This window comes from Streptomyces sp. NPDC041129 (assembly GCF_055592265.1).
On the sequence record NZ_JBVIYV010000002.1, the window covers coordinates 960573 to 984833 of the forward strand.

Sequence of the window (24261 nt, forward strand, 5' to 3'; positions counted from 1 at the left end):
ACGCGGCACACATCACCACCACAGCAACGCCGCACCAGGGAGCTGTTTTCCATGAGCGCCGAGACCCCTGCCGCCGACCCCGGCCAGTTCACCCGCCGGAGGCTGCAGTTCCGCGCCTGGCGGGGCACCCGGCCGTTCTGGGCCGGCCTCCTCGTCTTGCTCAGCGGCTTTCCGATCATGTACTTCCCGTACGCGCATCTCCAGGTCGGTCATCTGACCCTGGCGATGTCGACGACCGCGGGAGCCGGATCGCTGATCATCGGCGTACTGCTCGTCGTGCTCGGCGTCAGCCTCTGGTTCCAGAAGCACGTACGGACCTTCGCGGGCGTCGCCGCGATCCTGCTCGGGCTGGTGTCCCTGCCCGTGTCCAACTTCGGCGGCTTCATCGTCGGCTTCCTGCTCGCCCTCGTCGGCGGTGCGATGGCCGTGTCGTGGGCACCGGGCGTGCCGGCCGCGCCGGAGGGCGCGGAGGTGACCGGCGCGGGGCAGGCGGCCGCTTCCGGATCCTGGCTCGACAAGGCCTCGGACGCGGGCACCGTGAGCGACTCGAACGACCTGTCAGGAACGAGCCCGGCCAACGGGGCGAACGGGAGGCACAGTGCCGGCTGACGAGGTGACCCACGGGGCCGATGTGGACGGGTCCCGTGCGAGAACCGGTCCCCGCCACGCGGCACCCAGGCGGCCGCTGTTCACCAGGTTCCACATGCCCGCCGGCAAGGCGATCGCCTCCGTGGCGATGCCCACCGCCGTCATCGTGGGCATGGGCTTCACTTCGACGCTCGCCCTCGCCGACAACGGCGGGACGACGTCGAACAGCCAGAAGGCCGCGGAGTACAAGGACTGCGTGGACGCGCTCAAGGACTCCGGGAAGCCCTCGGACTCACCCTCGCCGTCCGCGAGCGAGTCCACGGACACGGCGACGCCGACCCCCACGGCGTCCACCGGGGCCACGGACAAGCAGGACTCGGGCAAGACCTCGTCGTCGGATTCAGGTTCCGACGAGAAGGCCACGCCCGAGCCCACGGCGACGTCCGGCTCCTCCGACTCGGGTTCGGGCTCCGGCTCCGGTGGCGACACGGCGACGCCGTCTCCGTCGGCGACCGACAGCAGCGGTGGTGTGCTGGGCGGCCTCGGCGACGCGCTCGGTGACATCCTCACCGGCGGCAAGACGGACTCGGGCACGTCCGCGAGCCCGGAGCCGTCCGCGTCCCCGTCGGCCGGCTCGTCCACGTCCGGTTCCACCGCCAAGGACAGCACGACCGGCACGGTCAAGGACACGGTCAAGGACACGGTCGAGAAGACCACCAAGACCGTCACGGACACCGTCAAGGACACCACCGACAAGGTCTCCAAGACGGCCGAGGACACCACGCAGACGGTCGAGGACGCGGCCGAGTCGGCCACGCCCAGCCCGTCCGCGAGCTCCACGACGTCCCCCGACGACTGCCCGGCGGCCACCGACGCCGAGGGCGGCGTCGACAACAAGGTGCCGGTGGCGGACGACCCCTGGTACCTGGACGCCAGCTCGCTGACGCTGAAGGGCGCCGACTACAAGGGCATAGTCGAGGTCAGGACCGCCAACGGCACCACCAAGAAGGTGCTGAAGTACGTCATCTCGGGTGGCACGGACATCGGTGACCTGCACCAGACGGTGAAGGACAAGCAGGCCGGCAAGACGTACCACGTGCAGGCGGCCAAGGGCTCGAAGTCCACCATCACCGGCGGTGACACGGTGATGTACACCGAGAGCATCTCCGGCAACCTGCTGGGGCTGATCCCGGTCACGTTCAGCCCGGACAGCCCGCCGCCGCTGAACATCCCGCTGATCTACTTCACCAAGGTCCACGTGGTCCAGGCGGCCCAGTTCGGCGGCAACCTGCACGTGCCCGGCATGCACGTGTACAGCACCGACTGAGCCTGCGTACAAGCCCGTTCGGGAGCCGCGCACAGAGCTGAGGGCGCCCCCTGTCACAGGGGGCGCCCTCAGTGCGTGCCGAGACCCTCGGCGGGCCCGTCAGTCGTTCTGGCCGCCCAGGTGGTGCACCCGGACCATGTTGGTGGTGCCGGGGACGCCGGGGGGCGAGCCGGCGGTGATGATCATCGTGTCGCCGGGGCTGAAGCGGGCCAGCTTGGCCAGCTCCTGGTCCACCATGTCGACCATCTCGTCGGTGCTGTTGACGAAGGGGACGATGTGCGACTCCACGCCCCAGCTCAGCGTGAGCTGGTTGCGGGTCCCCTCGTCGGTGGTGAACGCCAGGATCGGCTGGGACGCGCGGTAGCGGGACAGCCGGCGGGCGGTGTCACCGGACTTGGTGAAGGCGATCAGGCCCTTGCCGCCGAGGAAGTCGGCGATCTCGGCGGCGGCCCGGGCCACCGAACCGCCCTGCGTGCGCGGCTTCTTGCCGGGGACGAGGGGCTGCAGGCCCTTGGAGAGCAGCTCCTCCTCGGCCGCGCTGACGATCTTCGACATCGTCTTGACGGTCTCGACCGGGTAGGCGCCCACCGAGGACTCCGCCGACAGCATGACCGCGTCCGCGCCGTCCAGGATCGCGTTGGCCACGTCGGAGGCCTCGGCGCGGGTCGGGCGGGAGTTGGTGATCATCGACTCCATCATCTGGGTCGCCACGATCACCGGCTTGGCGTTGCGCCGGCACAGCTCGATCAGGCGCTTCTGCACCATGGGGACCTTCTCGAGCGGGTACTCGACGGCCAGGTCACCACGGGCCACCATCACACCGTCGAACGCCATCACGACGTCCGCCATGTTCTCGACCGCCTGCGGCTTCTCCACCTTGGCGATCACCGGGACCCGGCGGCCCTCCTCGTCCATCACCCGGTGCACGTCGTTGACGTCCTTGGCGTCCCGGACGAAGGAGAGCGCGACCATGTCGCAGCCCATGCGGAGGGCGAAGCGCAGGTCCTCGACGTCCTTCTCGGACAGGGCGGGCACGTTCACGGCCGTGCCGGGCAGGTTGATGCCCTTGTGGTCGGAGACCACACCGCCCTCGATGACGACCGTCCGCACCCGGGGACCCTCGACGTCCAGGACCTTCAGCTCGACGTTGCCGTCGTTGATCAGGATCTGGTCGCCCGGCGAGACGTCGCCCGGCAGGCCCTTGTAGGTCGTCCCGCAGATCTGCTTGTCGCCCGGGACGTCCTCGGTGGTGATGACGAACTCGTCACCCCGCTCGAGTTCGACCGGACCCTCGGCGAAGGTCTCCAGGCGGATCTTCGGGCCCTGGAGGTCGGCGAGGACACCGATGGCCCGGCCGGTCTCCTTGGACGCGGCCCGGACGCGGTCGTACCGCGCCTGGTGCTCGGCCTGGGAGCCGTGGCTGAAGTTGAAGCGGGCCACATTCATACCCGCCTCGATCATGGCGACGAGCATCTCGTGGGAGTCGACCGCGGGGCCGAGAGTACAGACGATTTTCGAACGGCGCATGGGGCGATCCTATCGGTTTGTTTCGCTGCGGAATATTCCGTCTGGCGGAAGATACAAATGGGCGGACATGCGCTCAGGCGTGTTACTCCGGTGTATTGCTCAGCTCTTCTTTCCGACCAGCTCGTAGGTCTGTGTCGCGATCTCCAGTTCCTCGTCGGTCGGCACCACCGCGACCGCCACCCGGGCGGACGCGGGCGAGATCAGCCGCGGTTCACCGCCGCGCACCGCGTTCAGCTCGCCGTCGACCGCCAGGCCCAGCGGCTCCAGGCCGGCGATCGCCGCCTCGCGCACCGGCGCCGCGTTCTCGCCGACCCCGGCCGTGAACGCGACCGCGTCCACCCGGCCGAGCACCGCGAAATAGGCGCCGATGTACTTCTTGAGCCGGTGAATGTAAATGTCGAAGGCGAGGGCGGCCTCTTCGTCGCCCTCGTCGATCCGGCGGCGGATCTCCCGCATGTCATTGTCCCCGCACAGTCCGAACAGACCGCTCCTCTTGTTGAGAAGACTGTCGATCTCGTCCATGGACATTCCACCGACACGAGCCAAATGGAAGATGACGGCCGGGTCCAGATCACCGGATCGCGTACCCATCACCAGCCCCTCCAAAGGCGTCAGCCCCATCGAGGTGTCCACGCACCGTCCCCTCTCGACGGCGGACGCCGAGGCGCCGTTGCCGAGGTGCAGCACGATGACGTTCACCTCCGAGGGGTCCCTGCCGAGCAGCCGCGCGGTCCGGCGGGAGACGTAGGCGTGCGAGGTGCCGTGGAAGCCGTAGCGGCGGATGCGGTGCCGGTCCGCGACCTTCGGGTCGATCGCGTAGCGCGCCGCGGACTCCGGCATCGTCGTGTGGAAGGCCGTGTCGAAGACGGCCACCTGGGGCAGGTCCGGGCGCAGCGCCGTCGCGGTGCGGATGCCGGTGAGGTTGGCCGGGTTGTGCAGCGGCGCGACCGGGATCAGCCGCTCGATCTCGGTGAGCACCGCCTCGTCGATCACGGTCGGCTCGGTGAAGAACATGCCGCCGTGCACCACCCGGTGCCCGATCGCGGCCAGATCCGGCGAGTCCAGGCCCACGCCGTCCCGGGACAGCTCCTCGGCGACGGCCTTCAGCGCCGCGTCATGACCGGCGATCGGCCCGTTCTGCTCCCGGGTCTCGCCGGTCGACACACAGGTGTGCTCCAGCCGCGAGGTCTGCTCGCCGATCCGCTCGACCAGCCCCACCGCCAGCCGGCTGCTGTCCCGCATGTCCAGCAGCTGGTACTTCACCGACGAGGAGCCGGAGTTGAGAACGAGGACTCGGGTGGGGGAGGTCACAGCTCGGCCGCCTTCTCGCTGGGGGTCTGGGCCTGGATCGCCGTGATGGCGACGGTGTTGACGATGTCCTGGACGAGCGCGCCCCGGGACAGGTCGTTGACCGGCTTGCGCAGGCCCTGGAGCACCGGGCCGACGGCGACGGCACCGGCCGAGCGCTGCACGGCCTTGTAGGTGTTGTTGCCGGTGTTGAGGTCGGGGAAGATCAGCACGGTGGCCTGGCCGGCGACCTCCGAGCCGGGCAGCTTGGTGGCGGCCACGGAGGGCTCCACGGCCGCGTCGTACTGGATCGGCCCCTCGATCTTCAGGTCCGGCCGCCGCGAGCGCGCCAGCTCGGTGGCCTGGCGCACCTTGTCCACGTCGACACCCGAGCCGGACGTACCCGTGGAGTACGACAGCATCGCGATCCGCGGCTCCACACCGAATTGCGCGGCCGTGGCCGCCGACTGGATGGCGATGTCCGCCAGTTGCTCGGCGTTCGGGTCCGGGTTGACCGCGCAGTCGCCGTAGACCAGCACCTTGTCGGCCAGGCACATGAAGAAGACCGAGGAGACGATCGAGGAGTCGGGCGTGGTCTTGATGATCTCGAACGCCGGCCGGATGGTGGCCGCCGTGGAGTGCACCGAGCCGGACACCATGCCGTCGGCCAGGCCCTCCTGCACCATCAGGGTGCCGAAGTAGTTCACGTCCGACACGACGTCGTAGGCCAGCTCCACGTTCACGCCGCGGTGGGCGCGCAACTGGGCGTACCGCTCGGCGAAGGCGTCGCGCAGCTCGGAGGTGGCGGGGTCGATCACCTGGCTGTCGCCGAGGTCGATGCCCAGGTCTGCCGCCTTCTTGCGGATCTGGTCGGCCGGGCCGAGCAGGGTCAGGTCGCACACGCCCCGGCGCAGCAGCACCTCGGCGGCGTGCAGCACCCGCTCCTCGGAACCCTCCGGCAGGACGACCCGGCGCCGGTCCGAGCGGGCCTGCTCCAGCAGCTTGTGCTCGAACATCATCGGGGTCACCCGGTCGCTGCTCGGGGCCGAGACGCGGCGCGCGAGGTCCGCGCTGTCGGCATACCGCTCGAACAGGCCGAGCGCGGTCTCCGCCTTGCGTGGGGTGGCCGCGGTCATCTTCCCCTCCATGGAGAAGAGCCGCTCGGCGGTGGGGAAGCTGTTGCCGGCCACGGAGACCACCGGGGTGCCCGGGGCGAGGCGGGCGGCCAGGGTGAGGATCTCCTCGCTCGGCACCTCGTCCAGGGTGAGCAGCACGCCGGCTATCGGCGGGGTCCCGGCGCTGTGCGCGGCCAGCGAACCGACGACCAGGTCGGCCCGGTCGCCCGGGGTCACCACCAGACAGCCCGGGGTCAGCGCGGTCAGGAAGTTGGGCAGCATCGCGCCGCCGAACACGAAGTCCAGCGCGTCCCGGGCGAGCCCGGAGTCGTCGCCGAGCAGCACCCGGGCACCGAGGGTCTGGGCGATCTGCGCGACCGTGGGCGCGGACAGCGCGGGCTCGTCGGGCAGCACGTACACGGGCACCGGCAGCCGGTCCGCCAGCCGCCGGGCGATCTCGTCCCGGTCCTCGCGCTCCACCCGGTTGGCGACCATGGCGAGCACGTCGCAGCCGAGCCCGTCGTACGCCCGGAACGCGTTGCGGATCTCCGCGCGCACCGAGTCGGCGGGCTGTGAGCGGCCGCCCACCACCGGGATCACGGACGCGCCGAACTCGTTGGCCAGGCGGGCGTTCAGGGAGAGTTCGTCGGGGAGCTGGGTGCCGGCGAAGTCGGTGCCGAGGACGAGGACGACGTCGTAGTCACGGGCCACCAGGTGGAAGCGGTCGACCAGGGTGGAGACCAGTTCGTCGGTGCCCTGTTCGGCCTGGAGCGCGGACGCCTCGACGTAGTCCATGCCGTAGACGGTGGCCGGGTCCTGCGAGAGCCGGTACCGCGTCCGCAGCAACTCGAACATCCGGTCGGGTCCGTCGTGGACGAGCGGCCGGAACACACCCACCCGATCCACCTGCCGGGTCAGCAGCTCCATGACCCCCAGCTCCACCACCTGGCGGCCGTCGCCGCGGTCGATGCCGGTCACGTACACGCTGCGCGTCACGTGTGCACTCCGTTCCTGTGTCTCGCCGTCTCGCCGGTGTCTTCCGTGGCACAAAGTCCGTGGCACAAAAATCGCCCGCCCAGGTGAGCGGAACCCTCTTGACAATACCCCCGGTGAGGGTTAAGGCGCCCGTCAGGACATCACCCGGCCGGCGGACGTGAAACAATCGGCAGTGGCTCACAGGTACCGACAGCGAGCAGGAGACACAGCACGATGCGCATCGGAGTTCTCACCGCAGGCGGCGACTGCCCCGGCCTGAACGCCGTGATCCGTTCGGTCGTGCACCGGGCGGTGGCGCAGTACGGCGACGAGGTCATCGGCTTCGAGGACGGCTACCGGGGTCTGCTCGACCGCCACTACCGCTCGCTCGACCTGGACGCGGTCAGCGGCATCCTGGCCCGCGGCGGCACCATCCTCGGCTCCTCCCGGCTCGAGCGCGACCGGCTGCGCGAGGCCTGCGAGGGCGCCGCCGACATGGTCGAGGAGTTCGGCATCGACGCGCTGATCCCGATCGGCGGCGAGGGCACCCTGACGGCGGCCCGCATGCTGTCCGACGCCGGTCTGCCGGTCGTCGGTGTCCCGAAGACCATCGACAACGACATCTCCTCCACCGACCGCACCTTCGGCTTCGACACCGCCGTCGGCGTGGCCACGGAGGCCATGGACCGCCTGAAGACCACGGCCGAGTCCCACCAGCGCGTGATGGTCGTCGAGGTCATGGGCCGGCACGCCGGCTGGATCGCCCTGGAGTCCGGCATGGCCGCCGGCGCCCACGGCATCTGCCTGCCGGAACGCTCCTTCGACCCGGCCGACCTGGTCAAGATGGTCGAGGAACGCTTCGCCCGCGGCAAGAAGTTCGCGGTCATCTGCGTCGCCGAGGGTGCCCACCCCGCCGAGGGCAGCATGGACTACGGCAAGGGCGATATCGACCAGTACGGCCACGAGCGCTTCCAGGGCATCGGCACCGCGCTGGCCTACGAACTGGAGCGGCGCCTCGGCAAGGAGGCCAAGCCGGTCATCCTCGGCCACGTCCAGCGCGGCGGCAGCCCGACCGCGTACGACCGCGTCCTCGCCACCCGCTTCGGCTGGCACGCCGTCGAGGCCGCGCACCGCGGCGAGTTCGGCCGGATGACCGCGCTGCGCGGCACCGACATCGTGATGGTGCCGCTCGCGGAGGCCGTCACCGAGCTGAAGACGGTCCCGAAGGACCGCATGGACGAAGCGGAGTCGGTCTTCTAGGGGCCGCGGCCTCCGCTACGGACTCCTGCTCTCCACCGCCGCCCAGAAGTTGTCCACGATCCGGTCGAGGAACTCCCTGCCGGAATCGCCGGCACCGCTGCCGCCGCCGCCCCAGCCGAGGGTGGCGGCCATGCGCCCCTGGTAGTCCTGGTGCAGCTCCCGCAGCACCCCCTCCACGGTCCCCTGATCCAGGGGCACCAGCCTCGTCACCGGCCGCACATGGGCCTGCCAGCGGGTCGTCACCGCCCCGCGCAGCAGGCCGGCGAGCGCCGCCTCCCGGCCCGTGACGGCCACGAAGTCGGGCGGGGCCAGCTCCAGCACCCGCGCGAGGGCGGCCGACTGGCGCTCATTGCCGCGCCACTGCCCGCTCTCCTCCATCCGCAGATACCCGCGCAGCTCCACCCCGACGGCGCGGGCGACGTCCTCGGGCGCGACCCCGCGGGCGACGCGGTGCTCCCGCAGGGTGCGGGGACGGCTGATGAGTTCTCCCGGGGAGCACCACAACACCCCGGCGAGTGCGGTGAGTTCCGTGCTGCCCGGGGCGGCGGCGCCGCGCTCCCAGGCGACGACGAGGCCGGGCGTCACATACGGCAGACCGTACGAGACCCGCATCCCGTGGGCGACATGCTCGGGGCCCATGCCCAGGGCGGCCCGGAGCCTGCGGGCGGCCGGGGCGTCGAACGGGTGGCCGGCGGGACCGGGACGAGGCGGAGGTGGGTGCACCCGGCACAAGCTAGGGCTGCGACGGGCGGGGTGACTACGGTCGGTTCGACCAGGATCACCGCTGGTGGGCGGCCCCGGTTTTGGACGTTCGGCGGATGGGCCGGCGGTTCCTCGCCTGTCTGCCGATGACCGGGCCGTGGAACGGTGGGCTTCGGCTGCGGCACACTCTTGAGGTACTGCGGCACACTCTTGAGGTGCTGCCGGGGGGAAGGGACACACGTGGCCGAACGGGACGTCAGCGTCGGGCAGTTGCTGCTCACCGAGTACCAGACGATCAAGGACGAGCAGAAGACGCGGATCGGGTTCCGGGACAATCTGCTGTACGTCACGCTGACCGTCGTGGCCGCGGTGATCGCCGCCGCCGCGCAGGCCAGGCAGACCGCGATGCTGCTGGCGCTGCCGCCGGTGTGCGTGGTGCTCGGATGGACGTACCTGGTCAACGACCAGAAGATCTCGGCCATCGGGGCCTATGTCCGCGAGGACCTGGGGCCCCGGCTCGCCGAGACGGTGCGGATGCGGGGTTCCGAGATCTTCCGGTGGGAGGTCGCCCACCGCGGCGACGCGCGGCGGGCGTCGCGGAAGATCGCCCAGTGCGTGGTGGACCTGCTGGCCTTCTGCGTCGTGCCGCTCAGCGCGCTGATCGTCTACTGGGTGGGGGACGACGTGTCGCCGGGGCTGGCGGTCCTGTCCGTCCTGGAGGCGGCCTCGGTGGCCGGGCTGGGGGTGTACATCGTCCAGTACGCCGTGCCGTTCGGGGTGGGAGGCGACGGTGCCGGAGGTGACGGTGCCGGAGGCGACGCGGGGTGAGCGGCCGCGCAGACCGGGCCCGGGCGGTCACCGGCCCGGTGCCGGTGCCTCCGGGACCCAGCGGTAGACGAGCTCCGGCCGGCCCACCTGGCCGTACACCGGGCGCCGCTCGGCCCTACCGGCGTCGACCAGGTGCTCCAGGTAGCGCCGGGCGGTGATCCGGGAGATGCCCACGGCCTCCGCGACCCCGGTCGCCGCCAGACCCTCCCGGGCGTCCCGGAGGGCGCCGGTCACCCGCTCCAGCGTCGGGCCGCTGAGACCCTTGGGGAGCGAGGCGGGGGACGGCGCGCGCAGCACGGCCAGTGCCCGGTCCACCTCGTCCTGCCCGCTGGCCTCGCCCACCGCCGCGTGGAACTCGGCGTACCGCACCAGCCGGTCGCGCAGCGTGGCGAAGGTGAACGGCTTCAGGACGTACTGCACCACGCCCAGCGAGACACCCTCCCGGACCACCGCCAGATCCCGCGCCGACGTCACCGCTATGACGTCCGTGTGATGCCCCGCCGCCCGCAGCGACCGGGCGAGCTGGAGTCCGTGCACATCCGGCAGGTGCAGGTCGAGCAGCAGCAGGTCCACCGCCGTACGGTCCAGGAACCGGCGCGCCTCCGCCCCCGTGTGCGCCTTCCCGACCGCGACGAACCCCGGCACCCGCCCGACGTACAGCACATGCGCGTCGGCGGCGACTGGATCGTCCTCCACCACGAGGACCCGGATCGCCTGCCGCTCCCCGGTCATCTGCCGCCACCCACCGCCGTGCGCAACGGCAACCGCACCTCGAACACCGCGCCGCCCTCCTGGGCCTCCGCCACCGTCAGCGCGCCCTCGTGACGCGTGACCGCCTGCCGTACGAGGGCCAGGCCAAGGCCCCGTCCGCCGGGCCCCGCCGGCTTCGTCGAGTACCCCCGCTGGAATACCAGGTCCGCGTGGGCCGGGTCGACCCCGGCCCCCGTGTCCGAGACCCGCAGCACCAGCTCGGCGTCTCGCGCGTACGCCGTCACCGTGACCCGAGCCCCGGCGCTGCCCTGCGCCGCGTCCACCGCGTTGTCGATGAGGTTGCCGAGGATCGTCACCAGGTCGCGCGCGGACAGACCCTCGAGCAGCCCGTCGTCCAGCCGGCTGTCCGCCGACACCACCAGCTCCACGCCCCGCTCGTTCGCCTGCGCCGTCTTGCCCAGCAGCAGCGCGGCCAGCACCGGCTCGCTCACCGCCGCCACCACCTGGTCGGTCAGCGCCTGGGCCAGCTCCAGCTCCGCCGTCGCGAACTCCACCGCCTCCTCGGCCCGGCCCAGCTCGATCAGCGAGACGACCGTGTGCAGGCGGTTCGCCGCCTCGTGCGCCTGCGAGCGCAGGGCCTGGGTGAAGCCCCGCTCCGAGTCCAGCTCACCCATCAGGGACTGGAGTTCGGTCACGTCGCGCAGCGTCACCACCGTGCCCCGGCGCTCTCCGCCCGACACCGGCGAGGTGTTCACCACCAGCACCCGGGACGCCGTCAGATGCACCTCGTCCACTCGCGGCTCCGAGGACAGCAGCGCCCCGGTCAGCGGGGCCGGCAGACCCAGGTCCGCCACCGAGCGCCCGATCAGGTCCGCGTCACCGGCGTCGCCCACCCCCAGCAGTTCCCGGCCGCCGTCGTTGATCAGCGCCAACCGGTACTGCCCGTCCAGCATCAGCAGCCCCTCGCGCACCGCGTGCAGCGCCGCCTGGTGGTAGTCGTGCATCCGGCTCAGCTCGGTCGCGTTCATGCCGTGCGTGTGGCGGCGCAGCCGGGCGTTGACCACGTAGGTGCCGACCGCGCCCAGCAGCAGGGTCCCGCCGGCCACCCCCAGCAGCGCGGTGACCTGTTCCTGGACCCGGGCGCTGATCGCCTCCACCTTGATGCCGGCGCTCACCAGCCCGATGACCCGGCCGTTCTCCTCCACCGGGGTCACCGCGCGGACGGACGCGCCGAGGGTGCCGGTGTAGGTCTCGGTGAAGGTACGGCCGTGCCGCGCGGGCTCGATACGGCCCAGGAAGTGCCGGCCGATCTGCTTCTCGTCCGGATGGGTCCAGCGGATGCCGGACGGGTTCATGATCGTCACGAAGTCGACGTTCGTGTCCCGCATCACCCGCACCGCGTACGGCTGCAGCTCCCTGGTCGGGTCGGGGGTGTGGATCGCCGAGCGGACCGAGGGGGAGTCCGCAATCGAGCGGGCCACGGCGGTCGCGTGCCGGGCCGCGGCGTCCTCCGCCTGCCGGCCGTCGCTGAGGTAGGTGAACAGCGCGTACCCGGCCACCACCACCGCGATCAGTACCGCCTGCACGGCGAACAGCTGGGTCGCCAGGCTGCGGGGCCGGGGCAGGGACGGGAAGCGCATGCCAGCAGTGTGCCTCTCCATTCAGGCATGAACTAAATGAACGGAAGGGTGACCGCCCTCACAGGGCGGGAGATAGTCACGGCATCCCCGACCCCGGACGTGAGCCGCACGCCGGTGATGCCGACGAAGACGTCAAGGAGGGCAGCCGTGGCCGCCAGCACCCCAGATACGGCACCTGCCGCACCCCGCGCCAAGCGGGACCGGACCCATTACCTGTACATCGCCGTCATCGTGGCGGTCGCGCTCGGTATCGCCGTGGGACTGATCTGGCCCGATGCCGCCGTCGAGCTGAAGCCCCTGGGCACCGGCTTCGTCAACCTGATCAAGATGATGATCTCGCCGATCATCTTCTGCACGATCGTGCTGGGCATCGGCTCGGTGCGCAAGGCCGCGAAGGTCGGCGCCGTCGGCGGTATCGCGCTCGGCTACTTCCTGGTGATGTCGCTGGTCGCGCTCGCCATCGGACTCGTCGTCGGTAACGTGCTGCACCCCGGGGACGGGCTGCACCTGACCGACGCGCTCAAGCAGACCGGGCACGCCCAGGTCTCCGCCGACGCGCTGCCGCCGGTCGACTTCGTGCTGTCGATCATCCCGGTCACGTTCGTGTCCGCCTTCACCGAGGGCCAGGTCCTGCAGACCCTGCTGATCGCCCTGCTCACCGGGTTCGCGCTGCAGGCCATGGGCTCGGCGGGGCAGCCGGTGCTGCGCGGTGTCGAGCACATCCAGCGGCTGGTCTTCCGCATCCTGTCCATGGTCATGTGGGCCGCCCCCGTCGGCGCCTTCGGCGCCATCGCGGCCGTCGTCGGCTCGGCCGGCCTGGACGCGCTGAAGAGCCTCGCCGTGCTGATGCTCGGCTTCTACGTGACCTGCTTCCTGTTCGTCTTCATCGTGCTCGGCGCCCTGCTGCGGATCGTCGCCGGTGTGAACGTCTTCGCCCTGTTCAAGTACCTCGCCCGCGAGTTCCTGCTGATCCTTTCCACCTCCTCCTCCGAGTCCGCGCTGCCGCGGCTCATCGCGAAGATGGAGCACCTGGGCGTCAGCAAGCCGGTCGTCGGCATCACCGTGCCGACCGGCTACTCCTTCAACCTCGACGGCACGATGATCTACATGACCATGGCGTCGCTGTACATCGCCGACGCCCTCGGCACCCCGATGTCCGTCGGCGAGCAGATCCCGCTGCTGCTCTTCCTGCTGCTGGCCTCCAAGGGCGCCGCGGGCGTCAGCGGCGCCGGCCTGGCCACGCTGGCCGGCGGCCTGCAGTCGCACAAGCCCGCGCTGGTCGACGGCGTCGGCCTGATCGTCGGCATCGACCGGTTCATGAGCGAGGCCCGCGCCCTGACCAACTTCGCCGGCAACGCCGTGGCCACCGTGCTGATCGGCACCTGGACCAAGGAGATCGACAACGGCCGGGTGCGGCAGGTGCTCGCCGGTGACCTCCCCTTCGACGAGACGACGCTGCTGGACGAGCAGCAGTCCGCCGCCACCGGGCTGCCCGAGCCCCGCGAGGGCGACGAGAAGGAACTGGCCAAGGCCTGATCCGAAGACTCCGGACGCCCGGCCCCGCCTGAACCCGGGCCGGGCGTCCGGTCGCACCACCGGGCGGCCGGGTCTCCCCCCGTGACTCGGCCGCCCGGCTCCCATCCACTAACGTGCCGTTCCGGTCGACCGGAACGGCACGTCAGTGCTCGTTCCCGAACGCGGTACGAAAGGCAGGGCACGGGGGATGAACATCGACTGGGACCGGCGGACCTGCGCGCGCAAGGGCCATGTCACCTACGCGCCGGACGACCCAGCGCTGCGGGTGCGGCTGCACGCCCGGACGGAACTCGGGGACGTCTGGCGCTGCCTGCGCTGCGGCGACTTCGTGCTCGGCGAGCCGCACGCCTCGGGGCCGGCCGAGGACGCACCGCTGGTGCCGCGCGGGAAGGTGCTGAGGGATCTGTTCGTCCTGCGCTTCCTGGCGGTCGAGCGGGCCGTGCGCGGGGTGTTCATCGTGCTGGTCGCGATCGCGGTGTGGAAGTTCAGCAACAGCCGGAACGCGGTGCGCCGGCTCTTCGAGGAGTACCTGAACGTCTTCCGTCCGGTGTTCCGGCACTTCCACTACGACCTCGACCACTCCCCGGTGGTGGGCTCGCTGCAGAAGGCCTTCGGCTACCGGCACTCCACGCTGCTGCTGGTGGCGGCACTGCTGCTGGCCTACGCGCTGATCGAGCTGGTCGAGGCGGTGGGCCTCTGGTACGCCAAGCGCTGGGCGGAGTACCTGACGGTGGTCGCCACGGCCGCCTTCCTCCCGCTGGAGATCTACGAACTCACCGAGCACATCAGCTGGCTGAAGATCGCCACTCTCGTCCTCAACATCCTCGCGGTCCTCTACATCGCGCTGACCAAGCGTCTGTTCGGCCTGCGCGGCGGGCGCCGGAAGTTCGAGGAGGAGCGGCACAGCGCCTCGCTGCTGGAGGTGGAGGAGTCGGCCGGGATGGCCGCCCACAGCCGGCCCTTGCCTTGACGCCGACGTCAACGCCTACCGTCGTACCCATGCGAATCGGCGAGCTGGCCGCACGGGCCGGGACCACCACCCGCGCCCTGCGCTACTACGAGACGCGGGGGCTGCTGCCCGCCCGGCGCGACGACAAGGGCCACCGCACCTACGACGAGGGCGACCTCAGGCTGGTGCGCCAGATCCGGACCCTGCAGGACTGCGGGTTCGACTTGGAGGAGACGCGGCCGTTCGTGGAGTGCCTGCGTGCCGGGCATCCGGAGGGCGACTCCTGCCCGGCTTCCCTGATGGTCTACCGGCGCAAGCTGGACGAGCTGGACGCGCTCATCGGCCAGCTCACGGCGGTGCGGGAGACGGTCGCGGGGCAGCTCGGGCGGGCCGAGCTGGCCCGGGAGGCGCTGGCCGCCGAGTCGCTGGTTCCGGGCGGTCCGGAACCGCTGTGCGAACTGGGAGGGCGAGAGAAATGATCAAGGCTGCGGGTGTGGCCGAGGTGCGGGACGCGGACTTCGGGACGGAGGTGCTCCGGGCGGATCTGCCGGTGCTGGTGGAGTTCACCGCCGACTGGTGCCCGCCGTGCCGCCAGATGGGGCCGGTGCTCAGCGACCTGGCGTCCGAGCAGGACGGCCGGCTGAAGGTGGTGCAGCTCGACGTGGACACCAACCCCGAGACCACCAACGCGTACAAAGTGCTGTCGATGCCGACGTTCATGGTGTTCCGGGACGGTGAGCCGGTGAAGGCGATGGTGGGGGCACGGCCCAAGCGGCGGCTGCTGGAGGAACTGGCGGACGTGCTCTGAGAGCGGTCCCCGCGCACCAAAAAATCCCCTGAGCAATTGCGCTCGGGGGATTTCTCTGCGTATATTGAGTGATTCGCGACTTCAATTGCACGAAGGCGCGGAGAAGTTCACTGAGCAGAGTATATCCGGGCGGGAGCGGAATTGTCAAACACCGATTTTCCAGACGGTGAATTGCGGCGCGAGCAGGAATTCATCGACGGACTGTACGCGCGCGTCGACGAACTGCGCGGCGAGGCCGAGGACTCGGTCACGGACGCCCTCGCGCAGGGCGACAAGCCCATGCAGGCCCGGCTGGAGCGGGACATCCTGGTCGCCGAGCGCTCCGGGCTGCTCGCCGCGCTGAACGCGGTGGACGGTTCGCTCTGCTTCGGCCGGATCGACCTGACCTCCGGTGTCAGCCATCACATCGGCCGGATCGGGCTGCGCGAGGACGACGCCGAGCGCACCCCGGTCCTCATCGACTGGCGGGCCGACGTCGCCCGTCCCTTCTACCTGGCCACCGGCCACACCCCGATGGGACTGCGCCGCCGCCGGCACCTCACCACCGAGGGCCGGACCGTGACCTCGCTGCACGACGAGATCCTCGACCTCGGTGACGCCACCCGCACCGGCCACGAGGACCCGAGCGGCGACGCCGTCCTGCTGGCCGCGCTGAACTCGGCGCGCACCGGCCGGATGAGCGACATCGTGCAGACCATCCAGGCCGAGCAGGACGAGATCATCCGGGCCCCGCACCGCGGGGTGCTGGTGGTCGAGGGCGGCCCCGGCACCGGCAAGACCGCCGTGGCGCTGCACCGGGCGGCCTACCTGCTCTACGAGCACCGGGAGCTGCTGGCCCGCCGCGCCGTGCTCATCGTCGGGCCCAACCCCGCCTTCCTCGGCTACATCGGCGAGGTGCTGCCCTCCCTCGGCGAGACCGGCGTGCTGCTGGCCACCGTCGGCGAGCTGTTCCCCGGCGTACGGGCCACCGCCGCCGACACGCCCGAGGCGGCCGCCGTGAAGGGCCGCGCCGACATGGCCGACGTGCTCGCCGCCGTCGTACGCGACCGGCAGGCCCTGCCCGACCCGGTCGTCACCGTCGAACACGACCGCGAGGTGCTGATGCTGGACGACGGACTCGTGAGCGTCGCCCGTGAGCGCACCCGCGCCGCCAAGCTGCCGCACAACGCGGCCCGCGAGTACTTCGAGGGCCACATCCTCAACACGCTCACCGAGCTGTACGCCGAGCGCGTGGGCACCGACCCGTACGACGGCGGGAGCCTGCTGGACCCCGCCGACGTCACCCAGATCCGCGACGAACTCGCCGAGAACCCCGAGGTCTGGTCCGCCATCGACCTGCTGTGGCCCCGGATCACCCCGCGGCGGCTGGTCGCCGACTTCCTCGCCGAGCCGGACGGTTACCTGCCCCGGGCCGACGCCGACGCGATCCGCCGCCCGGTGACCCGGGCCTGGACCGTCGCCGACGTACCCCTCCTCGACGAGGCGGCCGAGCTCCTCGGCGAGGACGACCGGATCGCCAGGGCCCGCGCCGAACGCGAGCGGGAGACGCAGGTCGCCTACGCCCAGGGCGTGCTCGACGTCTCCTACGCCTCCCGCACCTACGAGTTCGAGGACAAGGAGGACGAGGACAGCGAGGTCCTGTCCGCGCACGACATCATCGACGCCGAACGGTTCGCCGAGCGGCACGAGGAGGCCGACCACCGCAGCGCCGCGGAGCGGGCCGCGGCCGACCGGACCTGGGCCTTCGGCCACATCATCGTGGACGAGGCCCAGGAGCTGTCGCCGATGGCCTGGCGGCTGCTGATGCGGCGCAGCCCGACCCGTTCGATGACCCTGGTCGGCGACCCGGCCCAGACCGCCGAGGCGGCCGGTGTCGGCTCCTGGGCCGACATCCTCGCCCCCTACGTCGAGGACCGCTGGGAGCACACCCGGCTCGGCGTCAACTACCGCACCCCGGCCGAGATCATGGACCTGGCCGCGGCCGTGGTCCGCGCCGAGAACCCGGACTTCGAGCCGCCGAGCTCGGTGCGCTCGACGGGGGCACGGCCCTGGGTGCGGGACGCGGGCGGCGACCTGCCCGGCGCGGTCGCCAAGGCGGTCGCCGAACTCACCCCCACCGAAGGCAGGCTCGCGGTCATCGCCCCGCGCGACCTGCACCGGACGCTGGCCGCCCGGCTCGACGGGGTGACGGCGGGCGCGGAACCCGACCTCACCCACACCGTCGTCCTCCTCGACCCCCGCCAGTCGAAGGGCCTGGAGTTCGACTCGGTGCTGGTCGTGGAACCGGCCCGCTACGGCACGAGCGACCTCTACGTGGCCCTCACCCGCGCCACCCAGCACCTCGGCGTACTCCACACCGGCGACCTGCCGGCCGGACTGGAGGAGTGATCAGCCCCCCGCCGGTGTGTGAGAGGCGGCGGGGGTGAAGGTTCACGCCGGCCGCAGCCACACCGTGGCCAGCGGAGGCAGGGTCAGCCGGATGCTTGCGGGACGCCCGTGCGCGCCCTGCGGCTCCGGCTTGACCGCGTCCGGATTGACGACGTCACTCCCGCCGTACCGCCCCGCGTCACTGTTCAGCACCTCCACCCACGCGGGAACATCGTCCGGCACGCCGATCCGGTAGTCGTGCCGCACCACCGGCGCCAGATGGGACACCGCGAGCAGCGGATTCCCCTCGGCGTCCAGACGCAGGAACGCGAAGACATTGTCGTCCACCGCGTCACCGGTGACCCACTGGAAGCCGGCCGGATCGGTGTCCCGCTGCCACAGCGCCGGTGTGGTCCGGTAGCCGGCGTTCAGGTCCCGCACCAGGTCCCGCACGCCCCGGTGGTCGCCCTCGGCGCCGTACGACGGGTCGAGCAGCCACCAGTCGGGACCGTGTGCCTCGGACCACTCGGCTCCCTGGGCGAACTCCTGCCCCATGAAGAGCAGTTGCTTGCCCGGGTGGGCCCACATGAAGCCCAGGTAGGCCCGCAGGTTGGCGCGCTGCTGCCACCAGTCGCCCGGCATCTTCGACACCAGCGACCGCTTGCCGTGCACGACCTCGTCGTGGGAGATCGGCAGCACGTAGTTCTCGCTGTACGCGTACACCATCGAGAAGGTCATCTCGGGGTGGTGGTAGCTGCGGTGCACCGGCTCATGGCTCATGTACTCCAGCGAGTCGTGCATCCAGCCCATGTTCCACTTCAGCCCGAAGCCCAGGCCGCCGAAGCCGCTCGGGCCCTGGTGGTGGGTGGGGCGGGTGACGCCGTCCCAGGCCGTCGACTCCTCCGCGATGGTCACCACCCCGGGGCAGCGCCGGTAGACCGTGGCGTTCATCTCCTGGAGGAAGGCGACCGCGTCCAGGTTCTCCCGGCCGCCGTGCTCGTTCGGCGTCCACTGGCCGGGCTCGCGCGAGTAGTCCAGGTAGAGCATCGAGGCGACGGCGTCCACCCGCAGCCCGTCGATGTGGAACTCCTCGCACCAGTACACCGCGTTGGCCACCAGGAAGTTGCGCACCTCGCGCCGGCCGAAGTCGAACTCCAGCGTGCCCCAGTCGGGGTGGGCGGCGCGCAGCGGGTCGTGGTGCTCGTACAGGGGCCGTCCGTCGAACTCCGCCAGCGCCCAGGCGTCGCGCGGGAAGTGCGCCGGGACCCAGTCCATCAGCACGCCGATGCCCGCCTGGTGCAGGCGGTCCACCAGGTACTTGAAGTCGTCCGGGGTGCCGAGGCGCGCCGTGGGCGCGTAGAAACCGGTGACCTGGTAGCCCCAGGAGCCGCCGAACGGGTGCTCGGCGACCGGCATCAGCTCCACATGGGTGAAGCCCATCTCCGTCACGTAGGCGGGGAGCTGCTCGGCGAGCTGCCGGTAGGTCAGCCCCGGTCGCCAGGAGGGCAGATGGACCTCGTACACGGAGAACGGCGCCTCGTGGACGGGGGTGTCGGCACGCCGTGCCAGCCACTGGGAGTCACCCCACTCGTGGTGCGAGGCGTGCACGATGGAGGAGGTCGCGGGCGGGACCTCGGTGCGGCGGGCCAGCGGGTCGGCCCGCAGGGTGCGCGAGCCGTCCGGGCGGGTGATCTCGAACTTGTACAGCTCGCCCTCGCCGACGCCCGGCACGAACAGTTCCCAGACGCCCGAGGAGCCGAGTGAGCGCATCGGGAAGGCCCCGGCGTCCCAGAAGTTGAAGGTCCCGGCGACCCGGACGCCCCGCGCGTTCGGGGCCCAGACCGAGAACCGGGTGCCCGTCACCCCCTGGTGCGTCGTGATGTGCGCGCCGAGCGCCCGCCAGAGCTGCTCGTGCCGGCCCTCGCCGATCAGGTGCAGGTCCAGTTCGCCCAGCGTGGGCAGGAACCGGTAGGCGTCCTCCGTCTCGTGGACGGCGCCGTCGTACGTGACGAGCAGCCGGTAGGCGGGGACGTCGGTGAGCGGGAGCAGCCCGGAGAAGAAACCGTCGCCGTCGTCGTGCAGCTCCGCCCGCAGGTCCCCGGAGACCACGGTGACCGCCTGGGCGTGGGGGCGGAAGGCCCGGAAGGCGACACCGCCTGGGACGGGATGGGCGCCGAGCACGGAGTGCGGGGCGTGGTGCGTGCCGTGCAGCAGCCGCTCGCGGTCACCGGCGTCGATCGCGGGGGAGACCGCCACCTCCGCCGGACCCGGCCGGTCCGGCGGTTCGGGCCGGCGGGCGGCCGGGATCGCGGCCCGGTCGCTCCTGGCCCTGTCCGGCTTGCTCCTGTCCGTCTTGCTCTTGCCTGACTTGTTCTTCGAGGTGGCTGACTTCTTGGACGTCACGGACGGTTCTCCCGGGCGAGGGTCGGGTCGGACGTGGCGAGGCGGCGGACCGCCGCGAGGGGCACGGGCAGCCACTCGGGGCGGTGACGGGCCTCGTAGACGACTTCGTAGACGGCCTTGTCGGTCTCGTAGGCCCGCAGCAGCACCGGGTCGGTGCGCGGGTCGCGGCCCGCCACCTCCGCGTACCCGGAGCAGTAGGCGGCCCGGCAGTGTCGCGCCCAGTCCGGCGCGGGCGGGCTCGCCGAGTGGGCGGCGTAGTCGAAGGAGCGCAGCATCCCCGCGATGTCCCGCACCGGCGGCTGCGGCATGCGCCGCTCGGCCAGGGGCCGGGCGGGCTCGCCCTCGAAGTCGATCAGCGTCCAGGCCCCTCCACCGCTCGACGCGTCGGCGGTCCCCCCGGACGGCGAGCGCAGGCACTGGCCGAGGTGTAGATCGCCGTGGACGCGCTGGGCGGTCCAGGTGTGCCCCTCGGCGGCCAGCTCCGCCAGCGCCTCGAAGGCGGAACGCAGCCCGCGCTCGTACGGCAGCAGCGCCGGCACCGCCCGCACCGCCGCCTCCAGCCGCTCGGTCATGCCGTCCACCAGCAGCCGGAGCTGGGCCTGGCCCAGGGTGACCGTCGGCAGGGCGCGGGCCAGCGCGGTGTGCACCTCGGCGGTCGCCCGGCCGAGGGCCCGGGCCTCGGCGACGAAGTCCTCGCCCTTGGCCAGTTCGCGCAGCGCCAGCTCCCAGCCGTCGTCCGCGCCGTTGAGGAACGGCTGGAGCACGGCCAGGACGTACGGCTCCGGGTCCGGCCCGGCGAGCAGCCATGCCGTCGGCGCGGGCACCCGGTCGCAGCCCTCACGGGCCAGGGCGAGCGGTATCTCCAGGTCGGGGTTGACCCCCGGGACCACCCGGCGCAGCAGCTTCAGGATGAACGTATCTCCGTACACGATCGAGGAGTTGGACTGCTCCGCGGTCATCAGCCGGGGTACGAGGCCGTCCCGGATCTCCTGGTCCGGGTCCCGCTCGAACCGCAGCCCGCCGATGCGCGCCCGGGTGCGCAGGGCCTCCAGGAGCACCTCGGCGGGCCGGGGGTCGTACAGGGCCTCGTACACGGTGCGTCCGGCGAGCGGCCCCTGCTCCACATGCCCGATGAGCGCGGGCGCCAGCCTGGGCGGCAGCGCCTCGCGCACGCCTATCAGCAGTTGGTAACAGTCGCCGGGGTGCGGTGGCGCGCCCAGTACGGAGGGCTGGTGAACACGCAGCAGCAGGTGGTAGAGGCCCAGCCGGCCTTCCGGAGGCAGCAGTTCGGTGACGGCCACCTGGGTGAACCCGGTGACCGGACGTCCCTTGCCCGCGAACCAGCGCTGCCTGGGCAGCCACTCGCGCAGCAGCGGATCGAGCGATGTGAGGAGATGGCCGGTCGTGCGGTCGGTGCCGAAGGGGGTGACCGTTTCCGCCATGGGCGTCACGTTCCTTTCCCCGGATCGTCGGGGTGTGAGTGTTGCGTGCCCAGGGTGGGGCGGTGGAAACCGCCTGCCGCCCCACCCGGTGGGACTACGCCGCGTCCCGGCGCAGCCGGAACCAGTAGAAGCCGTGGCCCGCGAGGGTCAGCAAGTACGGCAGCTCACCGATGGCCGGGAACCGCACCCCGCCGAACAGCTCGACCGGATGGCGTCCGGTGAACCGCCGCAGGTCCAGTTCCGTGGGCTGTGCGAACCGCGAGAAGTTGTGCACGCACAGCACCAGGTCGTCCTCGTACTCGCGCAGGAAGGCGATCACCGCCGGGTTCGAGGACTGCAGTTCGGTGTAGGACCCGAGCCCGAAGGCGGGGTTCTGCTTGCGGATCTCGATCATGCGGCGCGTCCAGTGGAGCAGGCTGGACGGGGAGGACATGGACGCCTCGACGTTGGTGACCTGGTAGCCGTAGACCGGGTCCATGATGGTGGGCAGGAACAGGCGCCCGGGATCGGACGACGAGAAGCCGGCGTTGCGGTCGGGGGTCCACTGCATGGGGGTGCGGACGGCGTCGCGGTCGCCGAGCCAGATGTTGTCGCCCATGCCGATCTCGTCGCCGTAGTACAGGATCGGCGAACCGGGCAGCGACAGCAGCAGGGCGGTGAACAGCTCGATCTGGTTGCGGTCGTTGTCGAGCAGGGGCGCGAGCCGGCGGCGGATACCGATGTTGGCGCGCATCCGCGGGTCCTTGGCGTACTCGGCCCACATGTAGTCGCGTTCCTCGTCGGTGACCATCTCCAGGGTCAGCTCGTCGTGGTTGCGCAGGAAGATGCCCCACTGGCAGTTCGACGGGATCGCCGGGGTCTTGGCGAGGATCTCCGATACCGGGTAGCGGGACTCGCGGCGTACGGCCATGAAGATGCGCGGCATGACGGGGAAGTGGAACGCCATGTGGCACTCGTCGCCGCCGGAGGTGTAGTCGCCGAAGTAGTCGACCACGTCCTCGGGCCACTGGTTGGCCTCCGCCAGCAGCACGGTGTCCGGGTACTGGGCGTCGATCTCCTTGCGGACCCGCTTCAGGAACTGGTGCGTCGCCGGCAGGTTCTCGCAGTTGGTGCCCTCCTGCTGGTACAGGTACGGCACGGCGTCCAGGCGGAACCCGTCGATGCCGAGGTCCAGCCAGAACTTCAGCGCGGAGATCATCTCCTCCTGCACGGCCGGGTTCTCGTAGTTGAGGTCCGGCTGGTGCGAGAAGAAGCGGTGCCAGTAGTACTGCTTGCGTACGGGGTCGTACGTCCAGTTGGAGGCCTCGGTGTCGACGAAGATGATCCGGGCGTCCTGGTACTGCTTGTCGTCGTCGGCCCAGACGTAGTAGTCCCCGTACGGACCGTCCGGGTCCCTCCTCGACTCCTGGAACCACGGGTGCTGGTCGCTGGTGTGGTTCATGACGAAGTCGATGATGACGCGCATGCCGCGCTGGTGCGCCGCGTCCACGAACTCCACGAAATCGGCGAGGTCACCGAACTCGGGGAGCACCGCGGTGTAATCGGCGACGTCGTAACCGCCGTCCCGCAAGGGGGACTTGAAGAAGGGCGGCAGCCAGAGGCAGTCGACGCCGAGCCACTGGAGGTAGTCGAGTTTGGCGGTCAGGCCCTTGAGGTCGCCGATGCCGTCGCCGTTGCTGTCCTGGAAGGAGCGGACCAGGACCTCGTAGAAGACGGCGCTCTTGAACCAATCCGGATGCCGGTCCTTGGCGGGGGTGTCCTCGAAGGTGTCCGGGACGGGCTCGTTGACGATCATATGGCCGGTGACCCTCCGGTCGGCGGGGTGGACGGTCGCAGAACCTGGCTGTGCTCACCCGGTGGACGTTCCCCGGACTCCCGGCCGACGGCCAGCACATGCGCGCCGCCCGGACCGAGGCGCACGTAACTGGCCCTGCCCCAGTGATAGGTGTCGCCGGTGAGCAGGTCGCGCACCGGCGTCGACTCGTGCCATTCCAGGCCGAGTTGCGGCATGTCCAACGAGACCGTGCCTTCCTGGGTGTGGTGGGGGTCGAGGTTGGCGACCACCAGAACCGTGTTCGATCCGCTCCGCTTCGAGTAGGCGATCACCGCGTCCTTGTCGGCGTGGTGGAAGTGGAGGTCGCGCAACTGCCGCAGAGCCGGGTTCGCGCGCCTGATGGTGTTGAGCCGGGTGATGAGGGGGGCGATGGTGCGGCCCTCGCGTGCGGCGGCCGCCCAGTCGCGGGGTTTGAGCTGGTACTTCTCCGAGTCGAGGTATTCCTCGCTGCCCTCCCTGAACGGGGTGTTCTCGCAGAGTTCGTAGCCGCTGTAGATGCCCCAGGCGGGGGAGAGGGTCGCGGCGAGCACGGCGCGGACCTCGAAGGCGGGGCGGCCGCCGTGCTGGAGGTAGCCGTGCAGGATGTCGGGGGTGTTGGCGAAGAAGTTCGGCCGCATCCAGGCGGCCGCCTCGCCCGACAGCTCGGTCAGGTACTCCGTGAGCTCCTGCTTGGTGTTGCGCCAGGTGAAGTAGGTGTACGACTGCTGGAAGCCGATCTGGGCCAGGGTGTGCATCATCGCGGGCCGGGTGAAGGCCTCGGCGAGGAAGACGACGTCGGGGTCGGCGCGGTTGATCTCGCCGATGACCCGCTCCCAGAACACCACCGGTTTGGTGTGCGGGTTGTCGACGCGGAAGATCCGCACCCCGTGGTCCATCCAGTGCCGCAGGATCCGCACCGTCTCGGCGACCAGGCCGTCCATGTCCGCGTCGAACGCGACGGGGTAGATGTCCTGGTACTTCTT

At 71.0% G+C, this 24261-nt stretch carries 19 protein-coding genes; 9 read left to right on the forward strand and 10 right to left on the reverse strand.

Annotation, left to right across the window (positions count from 1 at the left end; genetic code table 11):
• The first annotated feature begins 51 nt into the window (after positions 1-51).
• A complete protein-coding gene (locus ACZ6B1_RS12620; protein ID WP_468777407.1) occupies positions 52-609 on the forward strand; it encodes a DUF6114 domain-containing protein in 558 nt (185 codons plus the stop codon).
• Positions 599-1915, forward strand: coding sequence for a hypothetical protein (locus ACZ6B1_RS12625; RefSeq protein ID WP_468777409.1), 1317 nt, complete (start codon positions 599-601; stop codon positions 1913-1915). The genes ACZ6B1_RS12620 and ACZ6B1_RS12625 overlap by 11 nt, the downstream gene beginning before the upstream one ends.
• A 99-nt stretch (positions 1916-2014) precedes the next feature.
• Here the strand turns inward: ACZ6B1_RS12625 and pyk are convergent, their stop codons facing one another.
• From pyk to pta, 3 genes are all read right to left on the reverse strand, one after another.
• Positions 2015-3442 carry a pyruvate kinase gene (pyk, locus tag ACZ6B1_RS12630; protein WP_468777411.1) on the reverse strand — a complete coding sequence of 476 codons (1428 nt, stop codon included), beginning with the start codon at positions 3440-3442 and terminating at the stop codon, positions 2015-2017.
• Positions 3443-3541: 99 nt separating this feature from the next.
• Positions 3542-4753 carry an acetate kinase gene (locus ACZ6B1_RS12635; RefSeq protein ID WP_468777413.1) on the reverse strand — a complete coding sequence of 404 codons (1212 nt, stop codon included), beginning with the start codon at positions 4751-4753 and terminating at the stop codon, positions 3542-3544.
• Positions 4750-6840: a phosphate acetyltransferase gene (gene pta / locus ACZ6B1_RS12640; protein ID WP_468777415.1), complete on the reverse strand. Its 2091-nt coding sequence runs from the start codon at positions 6838-6840 to the stop codon at positions 4750-4752. Before pta ends, ACZ6B1_RS12635 begins: the two co-directional genes overlap by 4 nt.
• A gap of 213 nt (positions 6841-7053) precedes the next feature.
• Here pta and ACZ6B1_RS12645 point away from each other — a divergent pair, with 213 nt between their 5' ends.
• Positions 7054-8079, forward strand: coding sequence for an ATP-dependent 6-phosphofructokinase (locus ACZ6B1_RS12645; RefSeq protein ID WP_468777416.1), 1026 nt, complete (start codon positions 7054-7056; stop codon positions 8077-8079).
• Positions 8080-8094: 15 nt separating this feature from the next.
• On the opposite strand, the gene ACZ6B1_RS12650 is transcribed toward ACZ6B1_RS12645, so the two are convergent.
• Positions 8095-8811, reverse strand: coding sequence for a helix-turn-helix domain-containing protein (locus ACZ6B1_RS12650; protein WP_468777417.1), 717 nt, complete (start codon positions 8809-8811; stop codon positions 8095-8097).
• A 210-nt stretch (positions 8812-9021) separates the two neighbouring features.
• Between ACZ6B1_RS12650 and ACZ6B1_RS12655 the strand changes: the two genes are divergently transcribed.
• Positions 9022-9609: a hypothetical protein gene (locus ACZ6B1_RS12655; protein ID WP_468777419.1), complete on the forward strand. Its 588-nt coding sequence runs from the start codon at positions 9022-9024 to the stop codon at positions 9607-9609.
• Positions 9610-9636: 27 nt separating this feature from the next.
• On the opposite strand, the gene ACZ6B1_RS12660 is transcribed toward ACZ6B1_RS12655, so the two are convergent.
• Positions 9637-10341, reverse strand: a complete 705-nt coding sequence (locus ACZ6B1_RS12660; RefSeq protein WP_468777421.1) for a response regulator — start codon at positions 10339-10341, stop codon at positions 9637-9639.
• The gene (locus tag ACZ6B1_RS12665) at positions 10338-11960 is read right to left on the reverse strand and encodes an ATP-binding protein (RefSeq protein WP_468777423.1); all 1623 of its coding nucleotides are present in this window, start codon (positions 11958-11960) and stop codon (positions 10338-10340) included. The genes ACZ6B1_RS12660 and ACZ6B1_RS12665 overlap by 4 nt, the downstream gene beginning before the upstream one ends.
• A 117-nt stretch (positions 11961-12077) precedes the next feature.
• Here ACZ6B1_RS12665 and ACZ6B1_RS12670 point away from each other — a divergent pair, with 117 nt between their 5' ends.
• The 5 genes from ACZ6B1_RS12670 (at position 12078) to ACZ6B1_RS12690 (ending at position 17641) form a co-directional block, all read left to right on the forward strand.
• Positions 12078-13496: a cation:dicarboxylate symporter family transporter gene (locus ACZ6B1_RS12670; RefSeq protein ID WP_468777532.1), complete on the forward strand. Its 1419-nt coding sequence runs from the start codon at positions 12078-12080 to the stop codon at positions 13494-13496.
• Positions 13497-13683: 187 nt separating this feature from the next.
• Positions 13684-14466: a DUF2127 domain-containing protein gene (locus ACZ6B1_RS12675; RefSeq protein ID WP_468777425.1), complete on the forward strand. Its 783-nt coding sequence runs from the start codon at positions 13684-13686 to the stop codon at positions 14464-14466.
• 29 nt (positions 14467-14495) lie between these two features.
• Positions 14496-14924: a MerR family transcriptional regulator gene (locus ACZ6B1_RS12680; protein WP_468777427.1), complete on the forward strand. Its 429-nt coding sequence runs from the start codon at positions 14496-14498 to the stop codon at positions 14922-14924.
• Positions 14921-15253 carry a thioredoxin gene (trxA, locus tag ACZ6B1_RS12685; protein WP_358936055.1) on the forward strand — a complete coding sequence of 111 codons (333 nt, stop codon included), beginning with the start codon at positions 14921-14923 and terminating at the stop codon, positions 15251-15253. Before ACZ6B1_RS12680 ends, trxA begins: the two co-directional genes overlap by 4 nt.
• Positions 15254-15424: 171 nt before the next feature.
• Positions 15425-17641: a HelD family protein gene (locus tag ACZ6B1_RS12690; protein WP_468777429.1), complete on the forward strand. Its 2217-nt coding sequence runs from the start codon at positions 15425-15427 to the stop codon at positions 17639-17641.
• Positions 17642-17683: 42 nt separating this feature from the next.
• Here the strand turns inward: ACZ6B1_RS12690 and glgB are convergent, their stop codons facing one another.
• From glgB to ACZ6B1_RS12710, 4 genes are all read right to left on the reverse strand, one after another.
• Positions 17684-20023, reverse strand: coding sequence for a 1,4-alpha-glucan branching enzyme (gene glgB, locus ACZ6B1_RS12695; RefSeq protein ID WP_468777431.1), 2340 nt, complete (start codon positions 20021-20023; stop codon positions 17684-17686).
• On the reverse strand, positions 20020-21465 hold the full coding sequence (locus ACZ6B1_RS12700) for a maltokinase N-terminal cap-like domain-containing protein (RefSeq protein ID WP_468777433.1): 1446 nt from the start codon (positions 21463-21465) through the stop codon (positions 20020-20022). Before ACZ6B1_RS12700 ends, glgB begins: the two co-directional genes overlap by 4 nt.
• A 94-nt stretch (positions 21466-21559) precedes the next feature.
• Complete coding sequence (treS, locus tag ACZ6B1_RS12705) at positions 21560-23260, reverse strand: maltose alpha-D-glucosyltransferase (RefSeq protein ID WP_468777435.1); 1701 nt, start codon at positions 23258-23260, stop codon at positions 21560-21562.
• Positions 23257-24261 (reverse strand): alpha-amylase family glycosyl hydrolase (locus ACZ6B1_RS12710; RefSeq protein ID WP_468777437.1); only part of this gene is annotated, 1005 nt, incomplete at its 5' end. The genes treS and ACZ6B1_RS12710, both read right to left, overlap by 4 nt.

Coding starts and splice junctions, on each gene's coding strand:
- ACZ6B1_RS12620 (WP_468777407.1), top strand. CDS start 52: ATGAGCGCCGAGACCCCTGCCGCCGACCCCGGCCAGTTCACCCGCCGG.
- ACZ6B1_RS12670 (WP_468777532.1), top strand. CDS start 12,078: ATGCCGACGAAGACGTCAAGGAGGGCAGCCGTGGCCGCCAGCACCCCA.
- pyk (WP_468777411.1), bottom strand. CDS start 3,442: ATGCGCCGTTCGAAAATCGTCTGTACTCTCGGCCCCGCGGTCGACTCC.
- ACZ6B1_RS12645 (WP_468777416.1), top strand. CDS start 7,054: ATGCGCATCGGAGTTCTCACCGCAGGCGGCGACTGCCCCGGCCTGAAC.
- ACZ6B1_RS12660 (WP_468777421.1), bottom strand. CDS start 10,341: ATGACCGGGGAGCGGCAGGCGATCCGGGTCCTCGTGGTGGAGGACGAT.
- ACZ6B1_RS12675 (WP_468777425.1), top strand. CDS start 13,684: ATGAACATCGACTGGGACCGGCGGACCTGCGCGCGCAAGGGCCATGTC.
- trxA (WP_358936055.1), top strand. CDS start 14,921: ATGATCAAGGCTGCGGGTGTGGCCGAGGTGCGGGACGCGGACTTCGGG.
- treS (WP_468777435.1), bottom strand. CDS start 23,260: ATGATCGTCAACGAGCCCGTCCCGGACACCTTCGAGGACACCCCCGCC.
- ACZ6B1_RS12700 (WP_468777433.1), bottom strand. CDS start 21,465: ATGGCGGAAACGGTCACCCCCTTCGGCACCGACCGCACGACCGGCCAT.
- ACZ6B1_RS12680 (WP_468777427.1), top strand. CDS start 14,496: ATGCGAATCGGCGAGCTGGCCGCACGGGCCGGGACCACCACCCGCGCC.
- ACZ6B1_RS12665 (WP_468777423.1), bottom strand. CDS start 11,960: ATGCGCTTCCCGTCCCTGCCCCGGCCCCGCAGCCTGGCGACCCAGCTG.